This is a genomic window from Arthrobacter sp. NPDC058130, from assembly GCF_042884475.1.
Classification (GTDB): domain Bacteria; phylum Actinomycetota; class Actinomycetes; order Actinomycetales; family Micrococcaceae; genus Arthrobacter.
Window position 1 is genome coordinate 529767 of sequence record NZ_JBHVTV010000002.1, and the last position, 24625, is coordinate 554391.

Consider the following 24625-nt stretch of genomic DNA (forward strand, 5'->3'; position numbering starts at 1 on the left):
AAGATCTCTTCAGGCTACGGGGCCCGCTAGGTCTCAGCCCCCCATTTGCAGGAGGAAGCATGCGCATCACAGTTATCGGAACAGGTTACCTAGGGGCTGTCCACGCCGCAGGCATGGCACAGCTCGGACATGACGTCCTCGGGGTGGACGTCGACGCTTTCAAGATCCAGCAGCTCAGCTCCGGCCATGCCCCGTTCTTCGAACCGGGGCTTCCGGAGCTACTGCGGCAAAACATTTCGGCCGGCCGGCTGAAATTCTCCACCTCGCTGAAGGACGCCGCCGAATTCGGCGACGTGCACTTCATCTGCGTCGGCACACCGCAGCGCCCGGGGTCGACCGCGGCCGACATGAAGTACGTCGACGCCGTCGTCCAGGGTTTGGTGCCGAACCTCAGCCGGCCATGCCTGATCGTCGGCAAATCAACCGTTCCGGTCGGGACGGCGGCGCGGCTTGCCACCATGGTGGCGGAACTCTCGCCGGTGGCCCAGGTTGAGGTGGCGTGGAACCCGGAATTCCTCCGGGAAGGCTTCGCCGTCAATGACACCCTGCATCCGGACCGGTTAGTGGTCGGGGTGACTTCCCCCGAAGCCGACGCCACGCTGCGCGAGGTGTACGCAGGCATTCTCGACGCCGGGACCCCTTACATCTCGACCGACGTGGCAACCGCCGAACTGGTCAAGGTGTCAGCCAATGCGTTTCTGGCCACAAAGATTTCGTTCATCAACGCCATCTCGGAAATCTGCGAGGCGGTGGGCGCGGACATCCTGCCCCTGGCTACGGCACTGGGGCACGACGCCCGCATCGGCAACCGCTTCCTGGCGCCTGGCCTGGGCTTCGGCGGCGGATGCCTTCCGAAAGACATCCGGGCCTTCCTTGCACGGGCCGAGGAACTCGGCATCGGGGAATCCCTCACGTTCCTCAGGAACATCGATGCCATCAACATCAACCGCCGCCAGAACGCCGTCGACCTCGCCCGCGGCATGCTGGGCGGCTCCCTGGAAAACCGGAGAATCGCGGTGCTGGGTGCAGCTTTCAAGCCCAACAGCGACGACGTGCGGGATTCACCGGCCCTGTCTGTGGCCGCCGCGCTGCAAAGCCATGGCGCCCACGTCCGCGTCCACGACCCCGAAGCCGTGGAGAACGCGCGCGGCGCTTATCCGCACCTGAACTACACCACCGAGGTCGACAAGGTCTTCGAAGGGGCAGAGCTCACCCTGCATCTGACGGAATGGCAGGAATACAGGCAGCTCGACCCGGCGCACCTGTCCACTCTGGTCACTGCCCCCTGCATTCTGGATGCCCGGAACACACTGGACATCGACCACTGGCGCGCGGCCGGATGGACGGTCCGTGCAATGGGCCGGCCGGGCCGGTGAAAACAGGAGAAAATCGTGATGACTAAACCAACTGCCCTGGTGACCGGCGGTGCCGGTTTCATCGGAAGCCATTGCTGCCTGGATCTGCTCATGAATGGCTACGAGGTGGTGGTGGTCGACAATCTCGTGAACAGCTCTGCGATTGCGCTCGACCGCGTCCGCCAGATCAGCGGCCAGGACATGGCCTTCTATGCTTCCGACGTCGCCGATCAGGCCGCCATGGACACCGTGTTCAGGAACCACAAGATCGACGTCGTCGTGCATTTCGCCGCTTACAAAGCGGTGGGCGATTCCATGGACCGTCCGCTGGAGTACTACAGCAACAACCTCACGGGCCTGCTGACACTGCTGGCCGCAATGAGCAAGGCGGACGTCAAGCACATGATCTTCTCCTCCTCCTGCTCCATCTACGGTGACGCCACGGAGCTTCCCATCACGGAAGCCTCGCCGGCCCGTCCAACGAACCCCTATGCCCAGAGCAAATGGATGTCGGAGCAGATCCTGACCGATCTTTGCAGCCGGTACCCGGACTGGTCTGTGACGGCGCTGCGCTACTTCAACCCCGCCGGCGCCCACGAGAGCGGCGAGATCGGCGAAGACCCGTGCGGTGTACCCGGCAACGTCCTGCCCTATCTCAGCCAGGTCGCCGCAGGACGGCTGGACGAGGTTCAGGTCTTCGGGTCGGACTACCCCACCGCGGACGGAACCGCCGTCCGCGACTACATCCACGTGATGGACGTTGTGGAAGGGCACCGGCTAACGCTCGAAACCGGCGCGGTCCCCGGCTTCCGCCGCTACAACCTGGGAACTGGCGTTGGCACCTCGGTGCTGGAACTTGTCGAGAAGTTCGCCGCGGTAAGCGGACGGCCGATTCCCTACCGGCTGTCCGGGAGAAGGCCTGGAGATGTGCCCGAGCTTGTCGCCGCACCGGACCTCGCCCATGCCGAACTCGGATGGACCGCGCGACGGAATCTCACAGACATGTGCCAGGACGCCTGGAGGTTTCAGCAGCTGCATCCCCTCGGATACGAGGGCCTGATCACCACCCTTGGGAGTTCACGATGAGCAGCGATCTCATTGACCGCCAAAATCCGACCGCCCGCCGGTTCACGCCGTCAACGGACACGACCAAAGTCTTCACGCCCGCCCAGCGGGTCCAGTACGGAGCCCTGGTGATTGCCTGGGTCGCCCTGAGCGGCTACTTCTGGCTGTGGTGGCTGCAACCGGCCCACTCCGGGAACCCGGTGCTGTTCACTCTGGTGTCCGTTGCCCTTTTCTACACGATGACCCTTCTGCCCTCGATCTACCTCTTCTATCTGGGTTTCATGCGCCTGCCCGTCCGCGTCACGGTTGATGAGGTTCCATCCGGCCAGATTGGCAAGGTCGCGGTGATGGCCCTTACCGTCCCGGGGTCGGAATCAATCGAGATCGTCCGCCGCCAGATGCTTGCGATGCGGAACATCACCTATCCGCACGACAGCTGGATCCTCGTCGACAAGGAGCCCTCGCCGGCAATTGAAAAGCTGGCCCGCGAGCTCGGCATCTCCTACTTCTGCCGCCACGACGAGCGGACGTGGGGCGCAGACGGCGTCAAAGCCTGGAACCAGCAAGTGCCGCCTTTCCAGACGAAGACCAAGGCCGGGAACGTCAACGCGTGGCTCGACAAATACGGGGCCGACTACACCCACTTCACGCAACTGGACATCGACCACATCCCGATACCCGACTATCTGCACCGCGTCCTCGGATATTTCCGTAACAAGCGGGTCGCGTGGGTCCAGGCTCCCAGCGTTTACGGCAATCACGAGCACTGGACTGCGAGGGGAGCCGCGGAGCAGGAAATCGTCCTCCAGGGCCCCCTCCAGATGGGCGTCTTCGGCTTCTGCCGGACACCGTTCATCATCGGCAGTCACTGCACTTACGACATGGCGGCCATCCGGAGCATCGGCGGATTCCAGCCGACCAGGGCCGAAGACCACCTCGACACGGTCGTTCTCGCGTCCAAAGGCTACGAAGGAGTCTTCCTGCCGGAGGTCATCGCCGTCGGGGACGGGCCAGAAACGTTCGGCTCCTACTGCGCCCAGCAGTTTGCCTGGGCCTATTCGATGATGCAGATCCTCTTCAAGTTCACACCGCGGCTCATCCGGCACTACTCCCCCCGCCAGGCGGTGCAGTTCCTCTTCGTCCAGACCTGGTACGTCGCGTGGTCGCTGACGACTCTTCTCCTGTTCTCCGCCCCGTTGATCTCGCTGGCCGCGGACACCCCGATCTCGCGCGTGGGGTTCATCGACTTCTTCCTCCATAGTTGGCCGGCGGCCCTCACCGCCACCGGCGTCTGGCTTTGGAGCCTGCGCTGGCAGCATCCCAAAGGTCTCTGGCTGAGCTGGCGCGGCGTCGTGCTGCACATCTCCCGATGGGTCACCGTCGTCAACGCGTTCGTCCAGCTCGTTTTGCGCGTAAAGAAGCCGTACATGATCACGTCCAAGGGCATCACCGAGGCCGGAATCCCCCGGTTCCAACTCGTACATTTGGCACCGCACCTCTTCCTGGCCCTTGCATCGCTTGGGGTCTGCTGGCTGTACATGGAAACGGTGGGAAACAGCCCGAACCAGGGCATGCTGTTCTTCGCCCTTCAGGGCGCACTGCTCTTCTGGCTGCTGACCGCCGTCGTCCTGTTCCAGGACCTCCGCTCCCTGACGACGGCGGGCGTCACCCGGAACCGCAGCATCCGGGCCCGGCTTGTCCCGTTGGCGGCCTCGTGCTTGCTCATGCTTCTGCTGGTGGTCACGGCTGTGGCGGCTGCCGGACCCATCTGGCAGGCTGTTACCAGCGTATGAATGGATCCTAGAAGGCGGCCGAGGTGACCGAAGCGGGTGCGACCCTCCGGGGCCGGACCGCGGGGCTCCGTTCCGGAGCCCGGCGGCCCCGGTTGCGCCTCCTGCTGGCCATCTCGGCCGTCGTCGTTGTCGCGGTTGCCGCGGTTGCCGCCGCCGCTACTGGCCACCCGCCGGCCTCGCCCGAGCTGAGAATCCGGGGCGCCGATATTTCCTTCACGCTCCAGGAAGAAGCAATCAATCAGCTCCTGACCGACAACGGCACGCAAGCGCCGGTGGAACGAATCCTGTCCGACCACGGGGCGAACTTCGTCCGGCTCCGGCTGTGGGTCAACCCGCAGCCGGGCACCAGCGACCTGGGCTCGGCGCTCACCCTCGCCCGCCGTGCCCACGACGCCGGGCTGCAGCTGCTCCTGGATCTCCATTATTCGGATTCCTGGGCCGACGGGACCGCCCAGCACCCTCCGGCCGCCTGGCAAGGGTTCAGCAAGCACGAGCTGGTTTCCACGGTGGAAAGCTACACGCGCGAAACCGTTGCCGCCTTCGGCCGCCAGGGCACCCCTGTTGACATTGTCCAGATAGGCAACGAAATCACCCGCGGGATGCTTTGGCCATACGGCCAGATTTACCGGCCGGACGGAGAGGATTGGGCGGGCATCAGCGAACTGGTCAACGCAGGAGCCAGGGGCGCCCGGAATGCCACCCCGGACCATCAGCCACTAATCATGATCCACAGCGACACCGGCGGCGACAGGGATGCCTCGATCAATTTCTTCGACCAGCTGCAGCGTCAGGGCGTCGGCTTCGACATGATCGGGCTGACCTACTATCCGTTCTGGAACGGATCCCTGGCCGACCTGGACCGCACCCTCCGCGCGCTCGCATACCGCTACAACAAAGACATCATCGTCGCGGAAACGGCGTACCCCTGGACCCTATCCAGCAGCGGCGGGGTCCGCAGCGTCGTCCGGTCCGCCGAGGCGCTGCCGGACGCGGCCGAGTACCCGCCGACCCCGCAGGGGCAGGCCAACTTCTACGCGGCACTGAACCGTCTACTTCGTGAGGTGCCCGACGGTCGCGGCGCCGGATATTTCATCTGGGAACCCGGCTGGCTGCCCGGCGTGGGCGCCGACGCGCACACCGGCAACGCGCACAGTAACCTCACGCTGTTCGACTGGCAGGGCCATGGCCTCCCAGCCCTCGATGCCTTCAGACCCACCGGAACCTCCGGATCCGCCAGAGCCGCCGGCGGCTAGTCGGCACAGAAGGGGAACATTGCTCAAAGCACTCCGCAGCCACAGCCCGCGGGCTTCGAAGAGGCCTGGCGAAAAGTACTGAACTGACCCGATCACATGCCGGGCCCGGATGTATAGGATCAAACAAACACACAGCAGCGGAGGCCAGTGATGGGCGTGGACCGACCAGATGCAAACAATACCGGGCAGGGATTCAGCCCCGTCAGCGCCGAATTGGCTACCCAGCTCGGCGATCTCGCACGGGAGCTGCAGCAGGAAGACGACGTCCACGCCGTCCTCGCCGGCATCGTCTATGCCGCCCTGGACTTGATCCCGGGTACTGCGCATGCCTCCATCAGCCTCGTGACGGGCCGGAAGCAAGTTGACTCCGAAGCCGCCTCGGGCGACCTTCCACGCAGGGTCGATGCCTTGCAGAGTTCCACCGGGCAGGGCCCGTGCCTGGACGCGGCCTACAAAGAGCGCGTGGTTCGCGTCCCGGACCTCAGCCAGGAGGACCGGTGGCCGGATTTCGCCCGGGGGGCCGTGGAACTCGGGGCGCGGAGCATGCTGTCGTTCCAGCTGTTCGTCGAGGGTGATCGGCTCGGCGCACTGAACCTCTATGGCGCGGGACCGGATGCGTTCGACGGCGAGTCCGAACAGATCGGGCTGCTGGTCGCGGCGCACGCCGCCGTGGCGTTCGCCGATTCCCAGAAAATCAGTCAACTCGGCGAAGCCCTCGTGGCCAGGCAGCTGATCGGCCAGGCTGAAGGCATCCTGATGGAGCGGTATAAGATCACCGCCGAGCAGGCCTTTCTTCTCCTCAGCCGTGCCAGTTCCAGATCCAACCTCAAGCTCCGGGACGTTGCCGAACATCTCGCCAACAGTGGGGAAATTGTCACGCAGAGACTCCCCACACCCGAGAGGTGAGCGTCACGACGTCGACCCCATCCTAGACATCCAGTTTGGGTGCCACGCGGACGTGGGCACGTTGGCCCTGCTTGCCGATGAGGCTCAAGTATTCGACGGGGCCGGCGCCGGTGGCGCCGAACCAGTGCGGGGTTCGGGTATCGAACTCCGCGGCTTCGCCGGGCTTGAGGATGAGGTCGCGTTCACCGAGCACCAGGCGCAAGGTGCCGTTGAGGACGTAGACCCAGTCGTAGCCTTCGTGTGTCCGCAGTTCAGGCTCCTGCTCACCCTTTGCCCTGGGGAGGATGAACTTGTATGCCTGGATGCCGCCAGGCCGGCGGGTGAGCGGCAGGATCGTCGACCCGTCTGCACAGGTGACCGGCCGCAGATTGATCCGGGGGTCGCCGGTGGGTGGCGCGTCAACGAGTTCGTCGAGGGTGACCCCGTGCACGCGGGCCAGTGGCAGCAGCTGCTCGAGCGTGGGTCGCCGGAGGCCTGATTCAAGCCTGGAGAGGGTGCTGGCGGAGATGCCTGTCTGCTCGGCCAGGTCCGCGAGCGTGATGTCCCGGCGGAGTCGGAGGCGTTTGAGGCGCGGCCCGACGGCGTCGAGAGTGTGGTCGAGATCGTGGGTCATCTCCCCATTTTGCCATTTGGCAACGCCGCTTGCACATCCGCCTGCCTGTTCGGGACCATCGAGTCTGAAACGAAAATCAGCTCGGAAGGGGTTCGACATGGCTGAGACGGCAGATTCATTGAGGGATGTTGTAGTGGTCGGTGGTGGCGCGGCAGGATTGAGCGCCGCGTTGACCCTGACGCGGGCGCGGCGCGCCGTGACGGTAGTAGATGCGGGCAAACCGAGGAACGCCCCCGCCCGCGCCGTGCACGGCTTGCTGGGACTCGAGGGCATGAGTCCCCTGGAGCTGCTGAAGCGCGGCCGGGAAGAAGTTCAACGCTATGGCGGGCAAATCGTTGCGGCCCACGTACGCGACGTGTCGGCAACGCCGGAGGGTTTTGCGGTGACCCTCGACGACGGCGGGGTGGTTTGTGGGCGCGTGCTGTTGATCGCCACTGGCCTGGCCGATCAGCTCCCGGAGATCCCGGGCCTTGAGGAGCGGTGGGGGCAGGATGTGATTCATTGCCCGTACTGCCACGGGTGGGAGGTCCGTGACCGCGTGATCGGCGTGCTCGCCACCGGACCGATGTCCGTGCACCAGACCCTGATGTTCCGGCAATGGAGCGCTGAGGTGCGTTTCTTCCCTCGTGACCTCGAATTCGGTGCGGAGGAACTGGAGAAGTTGGCTGCGGTCGGAATTCCGGTGATCCGTGGCGACGTCACGGGCTTGGGGGTCGAGGCGGACCGGCTGGTCTCCGTCCGCATGGCTGATGGTCGGGTGGTCGAGCTTGAGGCACTGGCCGTGTCCTCACGGATGGTCGCCCGTGCCGAGGCCTTCGCCGGCATCGGCATCGTGCCGACGGAGCATGCGATGGGCTCGCACATCGCCGCAGACCCTACCGGCCGCACGTCGGTGCCCGGCGTGTGGGTCGCCGGCAATGCCACAGATCCAGCCGCCCAGGTCAGCGGTGCAGCAGCGGACGGCGCCCGTGTGGCGATGCGAATCAACACGGACCTCATCTTCGAGGACACCGACCGCGCCGTCGCACGCCGTCGAGCCCTGACGCCCGCGGAGGTGGCACGATGATGCACAGCTTCGACAAGGACTACTGGGAAGGGCACTGGGAACAGGCCCACGACGCCGCCGCGGCGGGTTCGGACGCGAACGCCCCGAACCCGCATCTCACCCGCGAAACCGCCGGACTCGCTCCTGGCACCGCGCTGGATGCCGGCTGCGGGACCGGGGCGGAAGCCACATGGCTGGCCGCGCAGGGCTGGCAGGTCACCGGTGCCGACATCTCAGCCGCTGCTCTGGTGCAGGCAGCCGAGCGTGCCGCACAGGAGCCGGTATCCGACAGCGTGACGTGGGTCGAGGCGGACCTGAGCTCCTGGGAACCGGACCACCGGTTCGACCTTGTGACCACCAGCTACGCACACCCGGCGATGCCGCAGCTGGCTTTCTACCGGCGCATCTCGGAATGGGTAGCGCCCGGGGGCAGCCTGTTGATCATCGGCCACCTTCACCATCCGGCTTCCACGGGGCACAGCCACCGTCCTCCCGCCGAGGCGACTGTCACTCTCGCGGACATCACGCGGGGCCTCGACCCTGCCGTATGGAGCATCCAGAGCGCCAAGGAGCTAACGCGCACAATCCCCCGGCCCGGCGGTCGAGCCCTAGCGCTGCACGACGCCGTCGTACACGCCACCCGACACAGCTGACCTCAACTGCGTTGGCCTCCGGGGCCCGTGCCGTGCGGAAGGCTGGCATCGACCGGGAAGGTCATGAACGCCGGCGTCTCGTACGGATGCGCGGACAGCGCGGCGTCGACGACGGCGCTGCGCCGGGAGCGCGGGTAAATGGCCTCGATCCGGGTTTCCGGGACCTCCTCGGGGGAACCGACCACGCCGACGGCCGGGTTCGCGCCCGGCAGCGGCGTGAAGCGCCCGGTGCCTTCGAGGCTGAACGAGCAGTGCGAGTAGTTGCCCAGCCTGCCCGCCCCGGCGTCGCCAATCGCCTGCCGGACCGCTTGCGCAGCTGCCGCGGGGACGTAAATGACCAGACAGTCCATTGGCTCCATGCAGAAAAGTTTGCCACGGAGCGCCGATGACTAACGTTTCCGGCATTCCGCACCGATTAAGGACAGCCGCCACGTGGATTCACGTAGCGGCTGTCCTTTTTCGTGGCGGAAACCCGAGCGAAGAGACGTTCGACGGCGTCGCCGCGCCGCCCCGGCGAGGTCCACGTCACGGATCCCGTTCTCTACGAGCGGTAGTCTGCGACGATGTTGAACACCCTCCTCCCATGCCGCTTGTTGATCATGGGTGCCAGCGGATCTGGCACGACAACGCTCGGCCGGGCAGTCGCCAACCAGTGGGCTGTACCGCACGCGGACGCCGACGATTACTTCTGGCAGCCGACAACACCGCCATACCGAGAGAAGCGGGCGCCTTCCGAACGCATTTCGTTGATGCGAGAAGTCTTTGTGCCGCGGAGTGCATGGGTCCTTTCTGGCTCCATCATGGGCTGGGGGGATGAACTCGTTGAGAATATTGATGCAGTAGTGTTCCTCACGCTCGATCCGGAGTCCCGCATGTCACGGCTGCGAGTCAGGTTGCGTGAGTCAGCCAACCCATGCGAGATCGACGATGCAGCCCACGAGGAGTTCATGTCCTGGGCGCGGGGCTATGACCGCCCCGATTTCCCCGGCCGGAATCGCGTGCGACACGATCAATGGCTCGCAACGCTTTCCTGTCCCATACTTCAACTCGACAGTTCCGTGCCGGTGGACGACCTGGTTCAGGCAGTTGCCGCGTAGGCAAGGGTAGAAACAGTGGTGCATTGCCTGGGCTGATCCCACCAACAAGACGTCTGCACGTCCCCTGGCGCGAGGCGCACGGCCAATGCGGGCCGGGCGTTCATGAAGACGGCTTTGGGCTACTGCCGACAGACGACGTCGAATCGGCCGCCGGATTCGAGGCATGGCTGGCTCGGCTTGCCGATGATTCAGGCCGTTGCACCTACCGATGGATCGTCGAGGGCGACGACTTAGCTGGCAACATTGCCTCTGCAAAAACGATCGAGAGTCAGAGTGGTGTCCGAGAGGATTCAACGGCCCCGGCGCACGATGGTGCCGGCTCTAAGCGCACAGCCCAAAGCAAATCGTGGACGCGCGGTGCTGCTATGGCCTCCTGCCCGCGGTGGTGTCAGTATGTTGGGAATCAGGCTCCATCAGGGCAGCCCCGCTCCGGGCAGAAAGGACGCACAGTCATGACCTACATCAACAACTTCGGCGATGTGGGACCAGGCGACGTCGCCTTGGCCGGCGGAAAGGGCGTCGGACTGGGAGGACTCGTTCGGGCCGGGCTCCCTGTCCCTCCGGGGTTTGTGCTGAACACGTCCGCCTACGCGGATTTTGTCGCGGCCAATCACCTCGGAGCCGGCATCAGTGAACTGGCCTCGCTGCCGCCGCAGGCGGGGCCACAGGACTACGAGGATGCCTCGAAACGGATCCGCGGCCTGTTCGCCGGCGGATCCATGCCGGCCGTGATCGCAGCAGAACTCGGCGCCGCCTACGCGCTTCTCGGCAACGGAGATACCGCGGTGGCGGTGCGCTCCTCTGCCACAGCCGAGGACCTCGCCTCGGCCAGCTTCGCCGGGCAACAGGAAACCTACCTTAACGTCCGCGGGGCGGAGGCCCTGGCCGCGGCTGTGACAGATTGCTGGGCTTCCCTGTGGACTGCGCGCGCCATGGCTTACCGTGCCCGTGAAGGCATCGGACCGGACGTTGTGCGCCTCGCGGTTGTGGTCCAGCGGATGGTGGAGGCCGATGCGGCCGGGGTCATGTTCACCGCCAATCCGGCCAACGGGCGCCGCGACCAGACCGTGATAAGTGCCGCGTGGGGCCTGGGCGAATCCGTGGTCAGCGGAACGGTCACCACGGATGACGTCGTCGTGGAAGCAGCGACGGGCAGCGTGCTGTCGCGCCGGACAGCAGACAAGGAGGTCATGACCGTCTACGCGGAGCACGGCACGCGGGAGCAGGCGGTGCCGGCGTCGCGCCGCCATCAGGCGGTACTGGATGACCGTGCCGCGGTCGCTCTGGCCGGCCACGGGACACGGATTGCGGACCATTTCGGCTCACCGCAGGACATCGAGTGGGCCCGGGCCGGAGACGAATTCTTCATCCTGCAATCCCGGCCCATCACCGCACTTCCCGAACCGGCAGTTGACACTCCGGATACCTGGACGGTGCCTTACCCGAAAGGGCTCTACTTCCGGGCGAGCATCGTTGAGCAGCTGCCCGATCCCCTTTCGCCGCTGTTCGCCGACCTCATTGACGGCTCCGTCACCCGGTCGCTGAGGGCCTTGATGGCCGAGGCCGTCGGCCAGAACGTCATCAGGGAGGACGACGTCGGACTGCCCACAGTGAACGGCTACGCCTACTATTACTACCGCAGCTCCGGTATGTGGCGGGTAATGGGCAAGTCGCTGACCGCGGTTCGCGCCCTGGCCCGCGGCAAGGCGCACATGGGAGTGGCCGGGTGGCGGGATTTTTCGCACCCCCGCTACGAACGGGTGCTCCAGGACTGGTCCGCGAAGCCCGTCGGGGAACTCTCCGGAGCGGAACTGCTTGAGGCGGTGCATGCGTTGTTGGACGCCGGCACGGTGTACTACACGGCCGTGCAGTCGATCATTCCGATCGCTGCGACCAGCGAAATCACCTTCCGGGCGTACTACGACAGGTTCGTCCGGCGCGATGGGGATCCCCCGGCGCAGACGTTCCTCCTCGGTTACGACAGCGAGCCCATCCGGGCCGAGAAGTCGCTGTACGACCTCGCAGTGTGGGCCCGGGGAGTTCCGGGGCTGGCGCCGGCCGTCCTCGATGAGCCGACGGCGGCACTGGTGGACTCGCAGCGCACTGGGTCCGCTCCGGCCGGTTTCGACCAAACGCTGTGGCAGCAGTGGCGGACGCGCTTCCAAGTCCACCTGGACCGGTTTGGCCATGCGGTTTTCAACCTGGATTTCCTCAGCCCGGTGCCGGCCGATGATCCGTCGTCGCTGCTGGAGACGGTGAAGTTCTACCTGCGGGGGCAGGGCAACGACCCGCACGAGCGCCAGCGGCTTTCGGCCGCACGGAGGGAAGACCAAACTGACCAGGCGATTGCCCGGCTCGGGCCAAAACGCCGGGCCGCCTTCGTCCGTTTGCTCCGGTGGGCGCAGAGCGCGGCGCCGATCCGCGAGGACGCCCTGGCCGACGTCGGCCTGGCCTGGCCGCTGCTGCGGCGCATGCTGCTCGAACTCGGGAAGCGGCTGGTTGGCTCGGGTGTCATTGCCCAGCCGGCCGACGTGTTCTGGCTGCGCGAACAGGAGCTGCGAAGCGCCGTCGAGTTCGGCCTGGCCGCGCCGGGGGAACCGGTGGCAGTGGCAATTACCGGGGCGGACCGGCCCGTCCGTGCGGACGCCGTCGAGGACCGCAAGATGCTTTGGCGGGGGCAAGCCAAGGCCGCAGCACCGCAGTTGCTCCCGGAGAGCCGCTGGATGGAGCGTGCCTTCGGGAGCATGATGCCCGCAGGCTCACAGGACCAGCCGGGCGACATCATCAAAGGCGTCGGCGCAAGCTCGGGCCGGGTCACTGCCCCTGCCCGCGTCCTGAGGGGGCCTCAAGATTTCGCCCTGATGGTCCCCGGGGACGTGCTGGTGGCCCGCATCACGACGCCGGCATGGACCTCGCTGTTCGCGATGGCCTCCGCCGTGGTCACCGACGTCGGCGGCCCGTTGAGCCACAGTTCCATCGTGGCCCGCGAGTACGGCATCCCCGCTGTTCTGGGCACCGGAGTGGCCACCCAGCGGCTTACCAGCGGTGAGCGGATCCGCGTGGACGGCGACGCCGGCACCGTCACGATCGAGCAACCTGCCGCTGCGCAGGAACCGTGACAGGAACACCTCCGCGGGACGAAAAATCCGTGCAAGACTGATCGAATGTCCGCGTTCAACACTTTCAGTTCCGGCGAGTTTTCCGACGTCGAAGTCCTGTCCTTGTACGAATCCGTGGGGTGGACTGCCTACACACGGGACCCCGAACTGCTCACCCGGGCGATCCAAAGTTCTTCGCATGTCGTCACTGCCCGGGACGAGAGGGGCAGGCTCGTCGGCCTCGCTCGGGCAATTTCCGATGACGCGACCATTTGCTACCTGCAGGACATCCTGGTGCACCCGGCATTCCAGGGTGCGGGAATTGGGCGGGCACTGGTTGAGCAGGTCGCCGCGAGATACCAGCACGTCCGTCAAATTGTCCTCATCACCGACAATGAGCCAGGGCAACGAGCCTTCTACGAGGCCTTGGGGTTTACCGAAGGGTCGAACTTCACCCCTGAGCCCGTGCGCGTCTTCGCCCAATTTCGCTAGCGGAGGCACGTTCCATGCACCAGATTGAACCGGATGGCCCGGCGTGGTGCCTGGGCGTAGATTGTGGGCATGGAACAGATTTCCCCAGGCCGCCGGGAATTGATCGCTGACCGCCTTCTTGGCATCGCGGAGTTCAGCCACGCCCATTGGTTCTTCGGAAACCTCTACGAGGCCCTCGTCAAGATCCCTCACCGGGTCGCCGCCTCGGAAGCAAGCCCTGAACTCCCCCGGTCCCCCTTCGGAGCAGGAAGCCCGGGCCGCTACTACGCCCCGATCGCACCGATCAACGCTCCTGCCGCCGTCGCTGCCCTCGTGGCCGGGTGGAAGCATTCCAACAGCAGAGTCTGGCTGATAATCGCTGCCCTGGGCTCCACGACTGGTGCGGCCGCTACCGTGTACTTGCTCCGGTCCATTAACCCCAAGCTATTCTTCAGCCCACAACCACTCAGTGAGATGCGCCGCAGACCGCTGCTGACGCGGTGGTACAGGATCCACGCCCTCAGGCTCGCCGCCAGCGCCGTTGCGCTCGTGGCGATCCACCGTGCACGGACAATCCGGCTGACCAGCCGCGGATGAGGCGCTGCGCGATTTCCCGTTAGGCAACCAGCCTGGTGTCGAACATTTGTTCTGCCCGCCGGATCAGGGTCCCGGGGGCGTCGGCTTCCTGGCCGTAGTCGCCTCGGCCCAGGAAGACCGCGGTGCCTCGTGCCACCCCGGCCAGATCCAGGCCGCAGTCATCCATCAGCTGCGCGGCGCGCAGGTTGCGCGGAAGGTTGTTGGCGACGCCTTCGGCGTTGAGGAAGACGCGCCAGTCACCCCGTGTGATGTCTTCAATGTCTCCGCCGACCAAACTTTGCAGGGGTCGCAGGCCGGGTTCAACAGATTCGACCCGGATTGGTTCGGCGAGCCGGGATGGAATTATCAGCGCTGTGTACGTGGTTCTCATTTTTGGTCTGTAGTTGTTAACAACGCTGGAAAAAGGGATGTTCCCGGGCTTCGGCTGCCAGCACTGCGGCCGCCGTCCTCCGGTTGCTTAAACCGCCCGGGGCGGAGCCTCGGTGATTTCTTTGATCTGCGTACGTGGCTCCTGTCCATTCTCGGCGCCGTCATTGTCCTCCTGATCTATGGCGCCGTTGCCGGCCGCAGATGCAGGGTCTAGAGGGTCCGAAGCGGAATATCAGTCCCGACTGGCAACTCAGCCGAAAAGCCCGCAAGCTAGATAAGGGGCAACCAGGGAGAGCCGAACGCACTTCCGCCGCACAGGAAGGCCCCGCAATTCCGAAACCAAAACGGCAACTTAATCCTTTGATCCTCAAGTACCTCAAGTCCGGCCAGCCCGCCCGTGCTGCCGGAGGCCTCGGCGAACTCAAGGCGGTCGATCCGGCCGCTCGGCGGGAGGGGCTGCCGCTTCTCGGCGATGATCAGGTCTACGTGATGAAGTACGGGACCGAATACCACACGTCCTGGTGCGAAATTGTGGCAGACAAATGGGATCACGCACCCCGGACACTGCTCGTGACACTGTTCGCCGACGTCGGGGCGCGGACGCTGTGCCAGGAATGCGACCGGCCTTTGAGAGCAGTCACGGCGACGCCCGCGCAGGAACCCCAGTTCCCTCCCGGACCCACCCGGGAGCCTGACGCGGTGATCCCGCTTAGTGTCGTAGGGGTCGCCCATGGAATCCTCTTCCTAGCGGCGGGGCCGGAATATCAGGAACGCCTCAAAGAGACCGCCGTGGAGCCGGCGACCCCGCTGCTCGTGGGCGGGCGGCGGGACGGCATGGTGGTGCGGGTCGAGGCCGGTCGCGACGAACCACTCCTGGTTGTGCAGTTGGACCCCCGCGCCACCTACCGGAGCGGCCCGTACCAGGTGCGTCTGCGTCGTCCACTGCTGCGCTCGGCCACCAAAGCCTACGCCGTGGAGTGCGTCGAACCGGCGCCGCAGGGTTAGGTCCCCAAGGCAGCGGGTGGCAGCAGGCCACATCCGGCGCGCGGTACCGCCCGGCCGCGTTAGCTCTGGGAGACTCCACAACCCAGGCCGGAAACAACCCAGCCGCCAGGATTGGTACGGCTCACACCCACGGTCCAACCACCGCTCCGCACCGTCTGCTGGTCAACTTCTTTCCAGCCGTCGATGGGGGCGCCGGAAGGCGCGACTACGGACTTGGCCCACGCCACGGCAGCGGCTATAGGCGTCGGCTCTCCGGGAACACTCGTGTCGATATCCGCGACATAGGCGCCATGACACGCCACGCTCGACGCCGGCTCCCTGGCAATTTCGGTCGACGCCGGCGCCGTTGCGCACGAGGACAAGACGAAAAGAATAAGGGCCGATACTCCAGCCATGCGGAAGGTTTCTCCCATGAGCGCATCCTACTGCCGGGCCGGACGGAGCCAGCCGCCCGGCGTCGCGGTCATTTGACCGTCAGTGAGCCGTGCATATTGGAGTGATACGTGCAGTGAAAGGCGTAAGTGCCCGGCTGGGAAGGTGCCTTGAATGTGGCCGTGCCGCCGTTTTCCTTGACCTCGACATCAAAGAGCGTGGCATCCTGGTCTGCGGTCACCGTGTGCTCGGCAGTGTCCATGTTGACCACCTTCACCTCCGCACCGGGGGCTACCGAGCCAGGGATCTCATAAGCGAAGTTGCTGATCGTGATAGTCACCGCGGCGGCGCTTGCAGCCCCGCTTCCCGTTCCTGGCGCGGTTGAGGCCGTCGGGGCAGAAGTTGCGGCCGTCGTGGCCGGCGCCGGTGTTCCGCCGCCTCCGGCACACCCACTCAGCCCTACCAAGACCGTTGCCAACACAAGTGCAGTCCGTGCCCTGTTGCTCGTCATGATGTGCAGTCCTCGACGCTGGACGGGGCTGCGGAATCAGCCCGGATTCCTTCCATTCTGCATCCGCCGCTTCCAAAAAGCACCGCGAAATACCTAGGCCAAAAGGACGGTGGTCAGGATTGCGACCTTGCCTTTTCCAGGTAGGCCATCAGTCCGGCCAGTTGCTCCGCAGACCATGGCAGACCGGCGCTGAGGGCCGCGCTGTTGTCCTGCCACATGGAACGGGCGGCAGCTTTGGTTTGTTCGCCCGAATGGAACATGGATCCGATGTCGTCCCAGGCTCTGGCCCACTCCCGGACGGACGAATCCGAGACCGGCGCCCCGTCCCCGACATGCCGGAGGCCCTCCTCGACCAACGCGGCCCATCGGGCTTTGGCGGCCTCGATGCGGTCGCCGCCGAGTTCGGCCCTGCGGTCGGCCAGTTCCTGGCGCTGTTGGGGCGTGAAGTGGTTTTCGAGCACGGTGATCATCTCCAATGTCGATAAAAACTGTTCCGGGGCCGGCATGGCTGGTCCGTCGATGCGTGAAGGGTCGATGCGTGACAGCAGGTCCTGTATCCGGTCCTGGACGGTCTGGACCTGCTCGGCCTGCCGGCGCATGTGCAGCAGTTGGCGTTCCAAGAGCACGCGCAGCGAGGCCATATCATCGGCTGGGGTTTCGAGCGCGGCGCCAATATCGGCCAGCGGCAGTCCGAGCATCTGCAGAGCGCGGATCCGGTATAGCCGCCGCACGTCTTCCTCGGCATAGCGGCGGTGGCCCGAGGCCGTCCGCTTGCCTGCCGACAGCAAACCAATCTCGTCGTAATGATGGAGGGTCCGGACCGTGACGCCACACGCGCTGGCGAGTTCGCCGATGCTCCACTGGCCTGCCGTACCGCTCGTCTCATTCATGAGAACTACCGTAATTCCTCACGCCGCGTGAGGATCAACCCCGCCGTCCCGGCCGCTGAGAAGGTCCCCGGCCCTTCACCGGCGCGAGGACGGCTCGTCGGATCAGCGGGCAGGGCACTGAAAGCCGTGATGCGCATCATGGAAAATCCTTGACAAGCTTGTACAAACCTTTCCATACTGGTGGGGCAAGAGTTTCAATGAAGCAACTGGAGGACTCCCATGTCGGCAAAACTCACGGACGTCGCAAAGCTGGCAGGCGTTTCGCTCGCTACAGCGTCACGGGCTTTCGGCGACCCCGGCCGGCTGGCGGCTGAGACGCGGCAGAAGGTAATGGATGCCGCGCAGCAGCTGGGCTACGACGTCCCGGGCCTGAGCGGCAGCCGAACGTTCGGCGTGATCGTTCCGGACATCTCCAACGCAGTCTTCGCGGCGCTCATCAAGGCCGTCCAGGACCAGGCATGGCACGGGCGCCATCGCATGGTGTTGGCCGATACTTCCGAATCCTCCGCCCGTGAACGTGACCACCTCGAGTCGCTCGTCACTGGCGTGGACGGAATCATCCTCTGTTCACCCCGGCTGGCTTCGGAGCAGATCCACAACCTTGCGGGCAACGCACCGCTCGTCGTGATCAACGGCGAAGCCGACCATGCCGCACGCGTTCTCATGGATGCCGGCGAGGGACTGCGCCAGGCAGTGGAACACCTCCACGCCCTCGGCCACCGCAAACTCGCCTACATTCCTGGCCCCGCCTCCTCCTGGGCCAACGGGCAGCGCCTCGAGGCAGTCACCCGTCTCTGCCGTGAGTGGAATATCGACCTCGTCGCCGTAGGCAACCAGAACGCCACTGTCGACGGCGGACTGGCGGCCGCGGCATCGGTTGTCGCCAGCGGCGCCACCGCCGTCATCGCGTACAACGACCTCGTTGCCATCGGCATGCTCGCAGGTGCGCGCACGCTCGGCTACCACTGCCCCGAAGACATCAGCGTGGTCGGCATTGACGACCTCGATGTAGCCGCCGCCGCCGAACCCGGGCTCACCTCGGTCCGGGTGCCCATCGGCCGCAGCGGTTCCCTCGCCCTTGAACTCCTCCTCGAACAGATCGCCGGAAAACCCACGGCCACCGAGGCAGTCCACCTCAGTTCCCAGCTCATCGTGCGCGGCTCCACGTTCGCCGCGCGCACCGCAGACCAAGTCCTCCAAGGAAAATAACCATGAGAATCATCATCGCAGACCCGAACCTGATGCCCCACCGGGCGGCCTTCGAAGCCGCCCTCCCCCCAGGTTCCGCCACCTCCTGGCACGACAGCTGGAACGAACACGCCGTGCTGACCGACCTCAAGGACGCCGACGTCTACGTAGGGCCCAAGTTCACCGAAGCCATGGGCAACGAGGCACGAAACCTTCGCCTGGTGCACGTGGCCGGCGCCGGCTACGACGGCATTGACGCCGCCGCCCTGCCCGCCGGGGCAGTCTGCGCCAACACCTTCCACCACGAAAGCTCCATAGCCGAACACATCGCCGCCGTCCTCGTTGCCCTCCGCCGGAACCTGTTCGGCCAGGACGCCGCCCTGCGCACCGGCCGGTGGGCCTCGTCTGTCTACTCCCCGGACATCCGCCAGCCGGAAACCTTGCGCGGCGCTGTCATTACGTTCCTCGGGTTTGGCCACATTGGCGGCGCAGCATGGAAACTCCTCCAGGCGTTCGGCGCGGAAGGAATCTCCATCACCCGCCGCGGCAGCGTGGACGCCAAGGAAAACTCCCTCCGCTGGTCCGGTACAACGGCACAGCTGGCAGAGGCACTCAGCGAATCAGACATCCTCGTCATCAGCATCCCGCTGACGGAAGAGACCACCGGCCTGGTGGGCGCAGCCGAGCTGGATGAACTCGGCCCGGACGGGCTGCTGGTCAACGTTGCCCGGGGTCCCGTCGCGGACGAAACCGCCCTCTACGAAGCTCTCAAGGACCGGCGGATCGGCGGCGCTGCCGTCGACGTCTGGTACCAGTACCCCGGACAGGACGGGCGCGGGGAACCAGCCGCCCTGCCATTCGGACGGCTAGACAACGTCATCATGACCCCCCACTCCTCGGGCGTCACGGCAGAAACATTCCGCGGCCGTGCCCAGGAGATCGCCGAAAACATCACCCGGCTGTCCGCGAACCAACCACTAAAGAATGTAGTGATCTCCAAATGACCCGCAAAATCGTCGACGTCGACGTCCTCGTAACGAGCCCCAGCCGCAACTTCGTAACGCTCAAGATCACCACCGATGACGGTCTGGTCGGCTGGGGCGACGCCACCCTCAACGGCCGCGAACTCTCGGTCGCCAGCTACCTTCGCGATCACCTCGCGCCGGCGCTGCTGGGCCGCGACGCCGACCGCATCGAAGACACTTGGCAGTACTTCTACCGCGGCGCCTACTGGCGCCGCGGGCCGGTGACCATGGCCGCGATCGGCGCCATCGACCTGGCGCTCTGGGACATCAAGGGCAAGGCCCTTGGTGTTCCCGTCTACCAGCTGCTCGGCGGCGCGGCCCGCGACAAGATCCTCACCTACACGCACGCCACCGGCTGGGACCTGCCCGAGCTGCTCGACTCGATCGACCAGCGCCGCGAACAGGGCTTCCGCGCCGTCCGCGCCCAGTCCGGCGTGCCCGGCCTGGACAAGGTCTACGGCGTTACCAAGGGCGCCGCCAGCTACGAACCTGCCGGCCGCGGCGCAGGACCCGTCGAAGAGGACTGGGACACCTCCGCCTACCTGCACCACGCACCCAAAATTCTCGCCGCGGTCCGCGAGCACGTGGGCCCGGAGCTGAAGCTGCTGCACGACGTCCACCACCGGCTCAACCCCACCGAAGCCGCCCGCCTGGCCAGGTCCCTCGAGGATGTCGACCTGTTCTGGCTCGAGGACGTCACCCCGGCCGAGAACCAGCGGCTGCTGCGGACCCTGCGCCAGCAGACCACCGTCCCGCTGGCCATCGGAGAGGTTTTCAACACCGTCTGGGACTGCGAGCACCTCATCACCGAACGGCTCATCGACTTCATCCGCACCGCCGTCGTCCATGCCGGAGGCATCTCCCACGTCCGCAAGATCCTCGCCCTGGCAGAGGTCTACCAGATCAAGGGCGCCCCGCACGGGCCCTCCGACGTCTCCCCGATCAACCTCTCGGCATCCCTGCACCTGGGCTTGGCCACCAGCAACTTCGCCATCCAGGAATACATGGGCTACGACCCCCTGGTCTCCGAGGTCTTCCGCTCAAGCTTCCGCTTCGAGGACGGCTACCTCCACCCCGGCGACGAACCCGGCCTCGGCGTGCACGTGGACGAGGAAGCTGCCGCCCGCTTCCCCTACAAGCAGGCCTACCTGCCCATCGCCCGCGAGCTCGACGGCTCCATGAAGGACTGGTGACCATGACTGCCGCCTCCACTCCTCCTCTTTCCGCGGCCACCCCCGGCATCCTGCGGCGGCCCGCGGCCCCGGCCGCGGGAATCGTGCACCTCGGACTAGGCAACTTCCACCGCGCCCACCAGGCCGTCTACACGGACGCCGCCATCACCGCCAATGGCGGAGACTGGGGCACCATCGGCGTCGCCAGCCGCTCGTCCGCCATCCCGGACGCCATGCACGCCCAGGACATGCTCTACACCGTGGTGGAGATCTCGCCGGAGGGCTCCAGGTTCACCGTCCCCCAGGTCCACACCGACGCCTTCACGGCGGCCGGCAACCCGGGCCGCGTGATCACATCGATCGGCGACGCTGGCACCCGGATCGTTTCCCTGACCGTCACCGAGAACGGCTACAACTACACCCCGGCCACCGGGTCACTGAACCTTCGGGATCCCGCCATCCGACACGACCTCGAACACGCATCGGCACCCCAGACCCCCATCGGGCAGATCGTCCGCGGCCTGCAGCACCGCGCACGGACCCATTCCGAGCCCGTGACCATCCTTAGCTGCGACAACCTCGCGGACAACGGCCACCATACGCAGCGGCTGGTCCGCGAATTCGCCTCCCTCCTCCCGGCGGCCGAAGCCGCGGAGACCCTTGCCTGGATCGACACCCACACCAGCTTTCCCTCCTCCATGGTGGACCGGATCGTGCCGGCCACCACCGATCACTACCGCAGCCTGGTCAGCGCGCAGCGCGGCTACGCCGACCGCATCCCCGTCCCGGCCGAACCGTTCACCATGTGGGTCGTCGAGGACAACTTCATCGCCGGGCGCCCGGCATGGGAGGCGGGCGGCGCCGTGTTCTCCAACGAAGTGGCCGGCTACGAGCAACTCAAGGTCCGGCTGCTCAACGGCACACACTCCCTGATCGCCTACCTTGGCGCCCTGTCCGGTGCCGTCACCATCCCCGATTCGGTGGCGCAAACCCACATCGAGCTCGCGGCCCGCCACGTGCTGAGGAACGAGTACCTGCCCAGCGTCGCCGTCCCGGCCGGGGTGGACGTGGACGCCTATGAGGAACAGCTCTTCTCCCGCTGGCGGAACTCGGCCCTGGGCCACCGCACCAGCCAGGTCGGCTCCGACGGGTCCGTCAAGCTCCGCCAGCGGATCCCGCAGCCGGCGTTGAAGATGCTCGACGACGGGGGGATGCCACAGTTCCTGGCCCTCACCGCCGCCGCATACCTGGCCTGCATCGCCCCGCTGCGCGGGTTCACCCCCGGACCGCAGGCAGACGCCATGGAGGACCCGGCCCGGGACCTGCTGGCCCGTTTGGCAGCACAATCACGCACGGGCCACGAACTGGCCCGAAAGGTCCTCGGAGACCACCACCTCCTCGGCGAGGAACTGGCCGAACGCGACGACTTCATCGAACGGACGGGCCAGTACGTCGACACCATCCGGTCCGCCGGACCGCTGGCCGCGATTGCCGAGGCCAGCACCACGTCCGAACGCCCCCACGCCACCATCCGGAGCACACCATGACCACCCAGACCATTCACACCGCCGCTACACATGGGCTGCCTGTCGCCACCGAGGGCGCCGTGCTGCACGCCGCCCGCGACCTCCGCATCGAACACAAGCCGCTGGCCGCCCTGGGCCCGAACGATGTCCTCGTCCAGATGCGCTCCGGCGGAATCTGCGGCTCGGACATGCACTACTACGCCGAGGGCCGCAACGGCACCAACGAACTCCGCCAGCCCACCGTCCTGGGACATGAAGGGGCCGGAGTCGTCCTCGCCACCGGGGCCGACACCAGCATCGCGGCCGGCACCGCCGTCGTCATCGAACCTGCCCTGCCCTGCCGGACCTGCCCCACGTGCCTCTCGGGACGCTACAACCTCTGCCCGGCCGGGACCTGCTTCGGATCTCCGCCCACGGACGGGCTCTTTGCCCGCCACGTCGTGGTGCCCGAAGCTGCGCTCCACGAACTCCCGGCGTCCATCCCGGCCGAGATCGGAGCCGCGATCGAGCCGCTGGCAGTCGCCGTCTGGGCCGTCGAACGGGCCCAGGTCCAGGCCGGACACCGCGTCCTGGTGACCGGCGCGGGTCCTATCGGGCTCCTGGTCGCCCAGGTGGCAGCGGCCAAAGGCGCTTCGGAGATCGTGGTGACGGACGTCAACGACGACCGGCTGGCAGTAGCCGCCAGGTTCGGTGCCACCCGCACGGTCAACACCGCAGCCACGGCACTGGATCTGCAGGACATGGACCGGCTGATCGAATGCTCCGGAAACACTCGCGCGCTCAGTGACGGTATCCAGACCCTCGCGCCGGCGGCCCGCGCCACCGTCGTCGGCCAGGCCAGGCCCACGGTGGACGGCATCCCGCTCGGTTTCCTGCAGCGCTACGAAATCGACCTCGTCACGGCCTTCCGGTACGCCCATGCGTTCCCCCGCGCCATCGAGCTCGCGTCCTCCGGCGTCGTGGACCTGCGCTCCATCATCACCAGCACCTTCCCGCTCGAGGACGCCGCGGCGGCACTGACCGCCCCCGTGTCCGATCCCACCAACCTGAAGGTCCTCATCACCTACTGAGACTCACCGGTTCAACACGGTCCACGCCGTCGGCGGTGGACCAGCGCGCAAGACATCCATTCAAAGGAGTATGGAAATGACCACAGCAGCAAACCTTCCTTCCCGGGAAGTTGACCAACGCAAGGTCCGGAAGGCCGCCTTCGCCGGCCTGGTCGGCACCACCCTGGAACTGTATGACTTCGTCATCTACGGCACCGCCTCGGCACTTGTATTCAGCAAGCTGTTCTTCCCCAACATTTCCCCCACCGCCGCATTGATCGCCAGCTTCACCACCTTCGCCGTCGGGTTCTTGTTCCGCCCGCTCGGCGGAATCTTCTTCTCCCACTTCGGCGACCGCCTCGGCCGCAAATGGGTCCTGGTGGTCACACTCCTGCTGATGGGCGGCGCCACCCTCGTCATCGGCCTGCTGCCAACGTTCGAACAAGTGGGCATCCTCGCGCCGATCCTGCTGTGCGTCTGCCGCGCGGCCCAGGGCTTCGGCGCAGGCGCGGAACAGTCCGGCGGCGCCACGCTGCTGACGGAATCGGCCTCTCCCGGAACACGCGGCAAACTGGCCTCCCTGATCATGGTTGGCGCCGCCGCCGGAACCGCCCTCGGGGCCCTCGTGTGGATCGCCGCCCAGTCGCTGGCTCCGAACGACATGCTGACCTGGGGCTGGCGGGTCGTCTTCCTCTCCAGCATCTTCGTCACCATTGCCGCCCTGGTCATCCGGCGCAAGCTCGACGAATCTCCGGTCTTTGAAGAAATCAAGCAAGCCCGCACCGAACCCCCCGCACCGCTGAAGGAGGTCGCCAGGAACGGCAAGGCCAACGTCCTCCGCGTCATCCTGATGAACTTCGGCGTCAGCACGCAGTCGTACACCATTCAGGTCTTCATGGCCTCCTACCTCATCACCGTGGTCGGAACGGATCCGAAGTTCATTCCCCCGGTGCTCCTGATCGGCGCACTGTGCGGCGGTGTGGCAGCTGTTTCCTTCGGAATCCTGTCGGACAAAATTGGCCGCAGGCGGGTCGTCTCGCTCATCACCGGAGCGCTCGTTCTGTTCCCGGCACCGGCCTTCATGCTCCTGACCACCGGCTCCCCGGTAGCCATCGTGCTGGTCATCATCGTGGGCTTCATGCTTGCCTGCCAGGGCGTCGTGGGTGTGCACATGAGCTATTTCCCGGAGATCTTCGGCAGCCGCTACCGCTACGCCGGCGTGACCCTGGGCCGCGAATTTTCCTCCATCATCGGCGGCGGCATCGCTCCGATGGTCTGCGCCGGCCTGTTGGGCCTGTTCAGCAACTCGTGGGTTCCGGTGGCCATCTACATGTCCCTGACGATGATCGTCAGCTTCGTTGCCACCCGTCTTTCGCCCGAAACGCTGAACCGCGACCTGACGGACCCGGAGGACGCCCGCCCCGACGGCGGCGCAGTGGCGGCGCACTCCGCGCAGGCAGACTTCGCCCACGCCCGCACCGCCAAGTAGCGCAAGCGCCCGACGGCGGCAGGCGCCGCCGTCGGGCACCGCCAGCAGGCGCACGACCTACAAGCCAGCCCACCTGAAGCCCA

The 24625-nt window shown here is 66.0% G+C and carries 24 protein-coding genes and 1 pseudogene; 19 read left to right on the top strand and 6 right to left on the bottom strand.

What is annotated here, in order from left to right:
- Positions 1-59: 59 nt before the first annotated feature.
- The 5 genes from ACFVTM_RS06590 to ACFVTM_RS06610 all read left to right on the top strand — a co-directional run bounded on the left by ACFVTM_RS06590 (position 60) and on the right by ACFVTM_RS06610 (position 6372).
- A complete protein-coding gene (locus ACFVTM_RS06590) occupies positions 60-1376 on the top strand; it encodes a UDP-glucose dehydrogenase family protein (RefSeq protein ID WP_390202591.1) in 1317 nt (438 codons plus the stop codon).
- A gap of 18 nt (positions 1377-1394) precedes the next feature.
- A complete protein-coding gene (gene galE / locus ACFVTM_RS06595; protein WP_390202592.1) occupies positions 1395-2441 on the top strand; it encodes a UDP-glucose 4-epimerase GalE in 1047 nt (348 codons plus the stop codon).
- A complete protein-coding gene (locus ACFVTM_RS06600; RefSeq protein WP_390202593.1) occupies positions 2438-4213 on the top strand; it encodes a glycosyltransferase family 2 protein in 1776 nt (591 codons plus the stop codon). The genes galE and ACFVTM_RS06600 overlap by 4 nt, the downstream gene beginning before the upstream one ends.
- Before the next feature lie 23 nt (positions 4214-4236).
- Positions 4237-5466: an arabinogalactan endo-beta-1,4-galactanase gene (locus ACFVTM_RS06605; RefSeq protein ID WP_390202594.1), complete on the top strand. Its 1230-nt coding sequence runs from the start codon at positions 4237-4239 to the stop codon at positions 5464-5466.
- Positions 5467-5622: 156 nt separating this feature from the next.
- On the top strand, positions 5623-6372 hold the full coding sequence (locus ACFVTM_RS06610) for a GAF and ANTAR domain-containing protein (protein ID WP_390202595.1): 750 nt from the start codon (positions 5623-5625) through the stop codon (positions 6370-6372).
- Positions 6373-6394: 22 nt separating this feature from the next.
- Here ACFVTM_RS06610 and ACFVTM_RS06615 read toward each other — a convergent pair whose 3' ends face one another.
- On the bottom strand, positions 6395-6985 hold the full coding sequence (locus ACFVTM_RS06615; protein ID WP_390202596.1) for a helix-turn-helix domain-containing protein: 591 nt from the start codon (positions 6983-6985) through the stop codon (positions 6395-6397).
- 97 nt (positions 6986-7082) lie between these two features.
- Between ACFVTM_RS06615 and ACFVTM_RS06620 the strand changes: the two genes are divergently transcribed.
- Together ACFVTM_RS06620 and ACFVTM_RS06625 are read left to right on the top strand one after the other, a co-directional pair.
- Positions 7083-8051, top strand: a complete 969-nt coding sequence (locus tag ACFVTM_RS06620) for an NAD(P)/FAD-dependent oxidoreductase (protein ID WP_390202597.1) — start codon at positions 7083-7085, stop codon at positions 8049-8051.
- Complete coding sequence (locus ACFVTM_RS06625) at positions 8048-8683, top strand: class I SAM-dependent methyltransferase (RefSeq protein ID WP_390202598.1); 636 nt, start codon at positions 8048-8050, stop codon at positions 8681-8683. Before ACFVTM_RS06620 ends, ACFVTM_RS06625 begins: the two co-directional genes overlap by 4 nt.
- A 2-nt stretch (positions 8684-8685) precedes the next feature.
- On the opposite strand, the gene ACFVTM_RS06630 is transcribed toward ACFVTM_RS06625, so the two are convergent.
- Positions 8686-9042, bottom strand: coding sequence for a hypothetical protein (locus ACFVTM_RS06630; protein WP_390202599.1), 357 nt, complete (start codon positions 9040-9042; stop codon positions 8686-8688).
- 204 nt (positions 9043-9246) lie between these two features.
- Here ACFVTM_RS06630 and ACFVTM_RS06635 point away from each other — a divergent pair, with 204 nt between their 5' ends.
- The 4 genes from ACFVTM_RS06635 to ACFVTM_RS06650 all read left to right on the top strand — a co-directional run bounded on the left by ACFVTM_RS06635 (position 9247) and on the right by ACFVTM_RS06650 (position 13946).
- Complete coding sequence (locus ACFVTM_RS06635) at positions 9247-9780, top strand: hypothetical protein (protein ID WP_390202600.1); 534 nt, start codon at positions 9247-9249, stop codon at positions 9778-9780.
- A gap of 452 nt (positions 9781-10232) precedes the next feature.
- Positions 10233-12899: a PEP/pyruvate-binding domain-containing protein gene (locus tag ACFVTM_RS06640; RefSeq protein WP_390202601.1), complete on the top strand. Its 2667-nt coding sequence runs from the start codon at positions 10233-10235 to the stop codon at positions 12897-12899.
- A gap of 45 nt (positions 12900-12944) precedes the next feature.
- On the top strand, positions 12945-13370 hold the full coding sequence (locus ACFVTM_RS06645) for a GNAT family N-acetyltransferase (protein ID WP_390202603.1): 426 nt from the start codon (positions 12945-12947) through the stop codon (positions 13368-13370).
- A 69-nt stretch (positions 13371-13439) separates the two neighbouring features.
- Positions 13440-13946, top strand: coding sequence for a hypothetical protein (locus ACFVTM_RS06650; protein ID WP_390202604.1), 507 nt, complete (start codon positions 13440-13442; stop codon positions 13944-13946).
- A 19-nt stretch (positions 13947-13965) separates the two neighbouring features.
- Here ACFVTM_RS06650 and ACFVTM_RS06655 read toward each other — a convergent pair whose 3' ends face one another.
- Entirely contained in the window at positions 13966-14316 is a 351-nt protein-coding gene (locus ACFVTM_RS06655) for a hypothetical protein (protein ID WP_390202605.1), read from the bottom strand.
- A gap of 99 nt (positions 14317-14415) precedes the next feature.
- On the opposite strand from ACFVTM_RS06655, the pseudogene ACFVTM_RS06660 reads away from it, so the two are divergent.
- Both ACFVTM_RS06660 and ACFVTM_RS06665 read left to right on the top strand, forming a co-directional pair.
- Positions 14416-14529, top strand: a pseudogene (locus ACFVTM_RS06660) (GlsB/YeaQ/YmgE family stress response membrane protein); the annotation flags it as partial.
- Between the two features lie 146 nt (positions 14530-14675).
- Positions 14676-15320 (top strand): hypothetical protein, encoded by a 645-nt coding sequence (locus ACFVTM_RS06665; protein ID WP_390202606.1) that lies wholly within the window; start codon positions 14676-14678, stop codon positions 15318-15320.
- Positions 15321-15379: 59 nt separating this feature from the next.
- Here the strand turns inward: ACFVTM_RS06665 and ACFVTM_RS06670 are convergent, their stop codons facing one another.
- The 3 genes from ACFVTM_RS06670 to ACFVTM_RS06680 form a co-directional block, all read right to left on the bottom strand.
- Positions 15380-15733, bottom strand: a complete 354-nt coding sequence (locus tag ACFVTM_RS06670) for a hypothetical protein (protein ID WP_390202607.1) — start codon at positions 15731-15733, stop codon at positions 15380-15382.
- 50 nt (positions 15734-15783) lie between these two features.
- Positions 15784-16203, bottom strand: coding sequence for a cupredoxin domain-containing protein (locus ACFVTM_RS06675; RefSeq protein WP_390202608.1), 420 nt, complete (start codon positions 16201-16203; stop codon positions 15784-15786).
- Between the two features lie 113 nt (positions 16204-16316).
- The gene (locus ACFVTM_RS06680) at positions 16317-17093 is read right to left on the bottom strand and encodes a MerR family transcriptional regulator (protein ID WP_390202609.1); all 777 of its coding nucleotides are present in this window, start codon (positions 17091-17093) and stop codon (positions 16317-16319) included.
- A 219-nt stretch (positions 17094-17312) separates the two neighbouring features.
- Between ACFVTM_RS06680 and ACFVTM_RS06685 the strand changes: the two genes are divergently transcribed.
- The 6 genes from ACFVTM_RS06685 to ACFVTM_RS06710 all read left to right on the top strand — a co-directional run bounded on the left by ACFVTM_RS06685 (position 17313) and on the right by ACFVTM_RS06710 (position 24542).
- A complete protein-coding gene (locus tag ACFVTM_RS06685) occupies positions 17313-18302 on the top strand; it encodes a LacI family DNA-binding transcriptional regulator (protein WP_390202610.1) in 990 nt (329 codons plus the stop codon).
- Positions 18303-18304: 2 nt separating this feature from the next.
- Positions 18305-19285 (top strand): 2-hydroxyacid dehydrogenase, encoded by a 981-nt coding sequence (locus tag ACFVTM_RS06690; RefSeq protein WP_390202611.1) that lies wholly within the window; start codon positions 18305-18307, stop codon positions 19283-19285.
- Positions 19282-20499, top strand: coding sequence for a D-mannonate dehydratase ManD (manD, locus tag ACFVTM_RS06695; protein WP_390202612.1), 1218 nt, complete (start codon positions 19282-19284; stop codon positions 20497-20499). The genes ACFVTM_RS06690 and manD overlap by 4 nt, the downstream gene beginning before the upstream one ends.
- Before the next feature lie 2 nt (positions 20500-20501).
- Positions 20502-22025: a mannitol dehydrogenase family protein gene (locus tag ACFVTM_RS06700; RefSeq protein WP_390202816.1), complete on the top strand. Its 1524-nt coding sequence runs from the start codon at positions 20502-20504 to the stop codon at positions 22023-22025.
- Positions 22022-23074, top strand: a complete 1053-nt coding sequence (locus ACFVTM_RS06705; RefSeq protein ID WP_390202613.1) for an NAD(P)-dependent alcohol dehydrogenase — start codon at positions 22022-22024, stop codon at positions 23072-23074. Before ACFVTM_RS06700 ends, ACFVTM_RS06705 begins: the two co-directional genes overlap by 4 nt.
- A gap of 76 nt (positions 23075-23150) precedes the next feature.
- The gene (locus ACFVTM_RS06710; protein WP_390202614.1) at positions 23151-24542 is read left to right on the top strand and encodes an MFS transporter; all 1392 of its coding nucleotides are present in this window, start codon (positions 23151-23153) and stop codon (positions 24540-24542) included.
- Positions 24543-24625: the final 83 nt, after the last annotated feature.

Excerpts from the sequence above, each read along its gene's own strand:
- ACFVTM_RS06635 (WP_390202600.1), top strand. The coding sequence starts at position 9,247 with ATGTTGAACACCCTCCTCCCATGCCGCTTGTTGATCATGGGTGCCAGC.
- ACFVTM_RS06600 (WP_390202593.1), top strand. The coding sequence starts at position 2,438 with ATGAGCAGCGATCTCATTGACCGCCAAAATCCGACCGCCCGCCGGTTC.
- ACFVTM_RS06685 (WP_390202610.1), top strand. The coding sequence starts at position 17,313 with ATGTCGGCAAAACTCACGGACGTCGCAAAGCTGGCAGGCGTTTCGCTC.
- ACFVTM_RS06705 (WP_390202613.1), top strand. The coding sequence starts at position 22,022 with ATGACCACCCAGACCATTCACACCGCCGCTACACATGGGCTGCCTGTC.
- ACFVTM_RS06700 (WP_390202816.1), top strand. The coding sequence starts at position 20,502 with ATGACTGCCGCCTCCACTCCTCCTCTTTCCGCGGCCACCCCCGGCATC.
- ACFVTM_RS06620 (WP_390202597.1), top strand. The coding sequence starts at position 7,083 with ATGGCTGAGACGGCAGATTCATTGAGGGATGTTGTAGTGGTCGGTGGT.
- ACFVTM_RS06640 (WP_390202601.1), top strand. The coding sequence starts at position 10,233 with ATGACCTACATCAACAACTTCGGCGATGTGGGACCAGGCGACGTCGCC.
- ACFVTM_RS06590 (WP_390202591.1), top strand. The coding sequence starts at position 60 with ATGCGCATCACAGTTATCGGAACAGGTTACCTAGGGGCTGTCCACGCC.
- ACFVTM_RS06650 (WP_390202604.1), top strand. The coding sequence starts at position 13,440 with ATGGAACAGATTTCCCCAGGCCGCCGGGAATTGATCGCTGACCGCCTT.
- ACFVTM_RS06710 (WP_390202614.1), top strand. The coding sequence starts at position 23,151 with ATGACCACAGCAGCAAACCTTCCTTCCCGGGAAGTTGACCAACGCAAG.
- ACFVTM_RS06655 (WP_390202605.1), bottom strand. The coding sequence starts at position 14,316 with ATGAGAACCACGTACACAGCGCTGATAATTCCATCCCGGCTCGCCGAA.
- manD (WP_390202612.1), top strand. The coding sequence starts at position 19,282 with ATGACCCGCAAAATCGTCGACGTCGACGTCCTCGTAACGAGCCCCAGC.
- ACFVTM_RS06690 (WP_390202611.1), top strand. The coding sequence starts at position 18,305 with ATGAGAATCATCATCGCAGACCCGAACCTGATGCCCCACCGGGCGGCC.
- ACFVTM_RS06670 (WP_390202607.1), bottom strand. The coding sequence starts at position 15,733 with ATGGGAGAAACCTTCCGCATGGCTGGAGTATCGGCCCTTATTCTTTTC.
- ACFVTM_RS06680 (WP_390202609.1), bottom strand. The coding sequence starts at position 17,093 with ATGAATGAGACGAGCGGTACGGCAGGCCAGTGGAGCATCGGCGAACTC.
- ACFVTM_RS06625 (WP_390202598.1), top strand. The coding sequence starts at position 8,048 with ATGATGCACAGCTTCGACAAGGACTACTGGGAAGGGCACTGGGAACAG.
- ACFVTM_RS06615 (WP_390202596.1), bottom strand. The coding sequence starts at position 6,985 with ATGACCCACGATCTCGACCACACTCTCGACGCCGTCGGGCCGCGCCTC.
- galE (WP_390202592.1), top strand. The coding sequence starts at position 1,395 with ATGACTAAACCAACTGCCCTGGTGACCGGCGGTGCCGGTTTCATCGGA.
- ACFVTM_RS06645 (WP_390202603.1), top strand. The coding sequence starts at position 12,945 with ATGTCCGCGTTCAACACTTTCAGTTCCGGCGAGTTTTCCGACGTCGAA.
- ACFVTM_RS06675 (WP_390202608.1), bottom strand. The coding sequence starts at position 16,203 with ATGACGAGCAACAGGGCACGGACTGCACTTGTGTTGGCAACGGTCTTG.
- ACFVTM_RS06630 (WP_390202599.1), bottom strand. The coding sequence starts at position 9,042 with ATGGAGCCAATGGACTGTCTGGTCATTTACGTCCCCGCGGCAGCTGCG.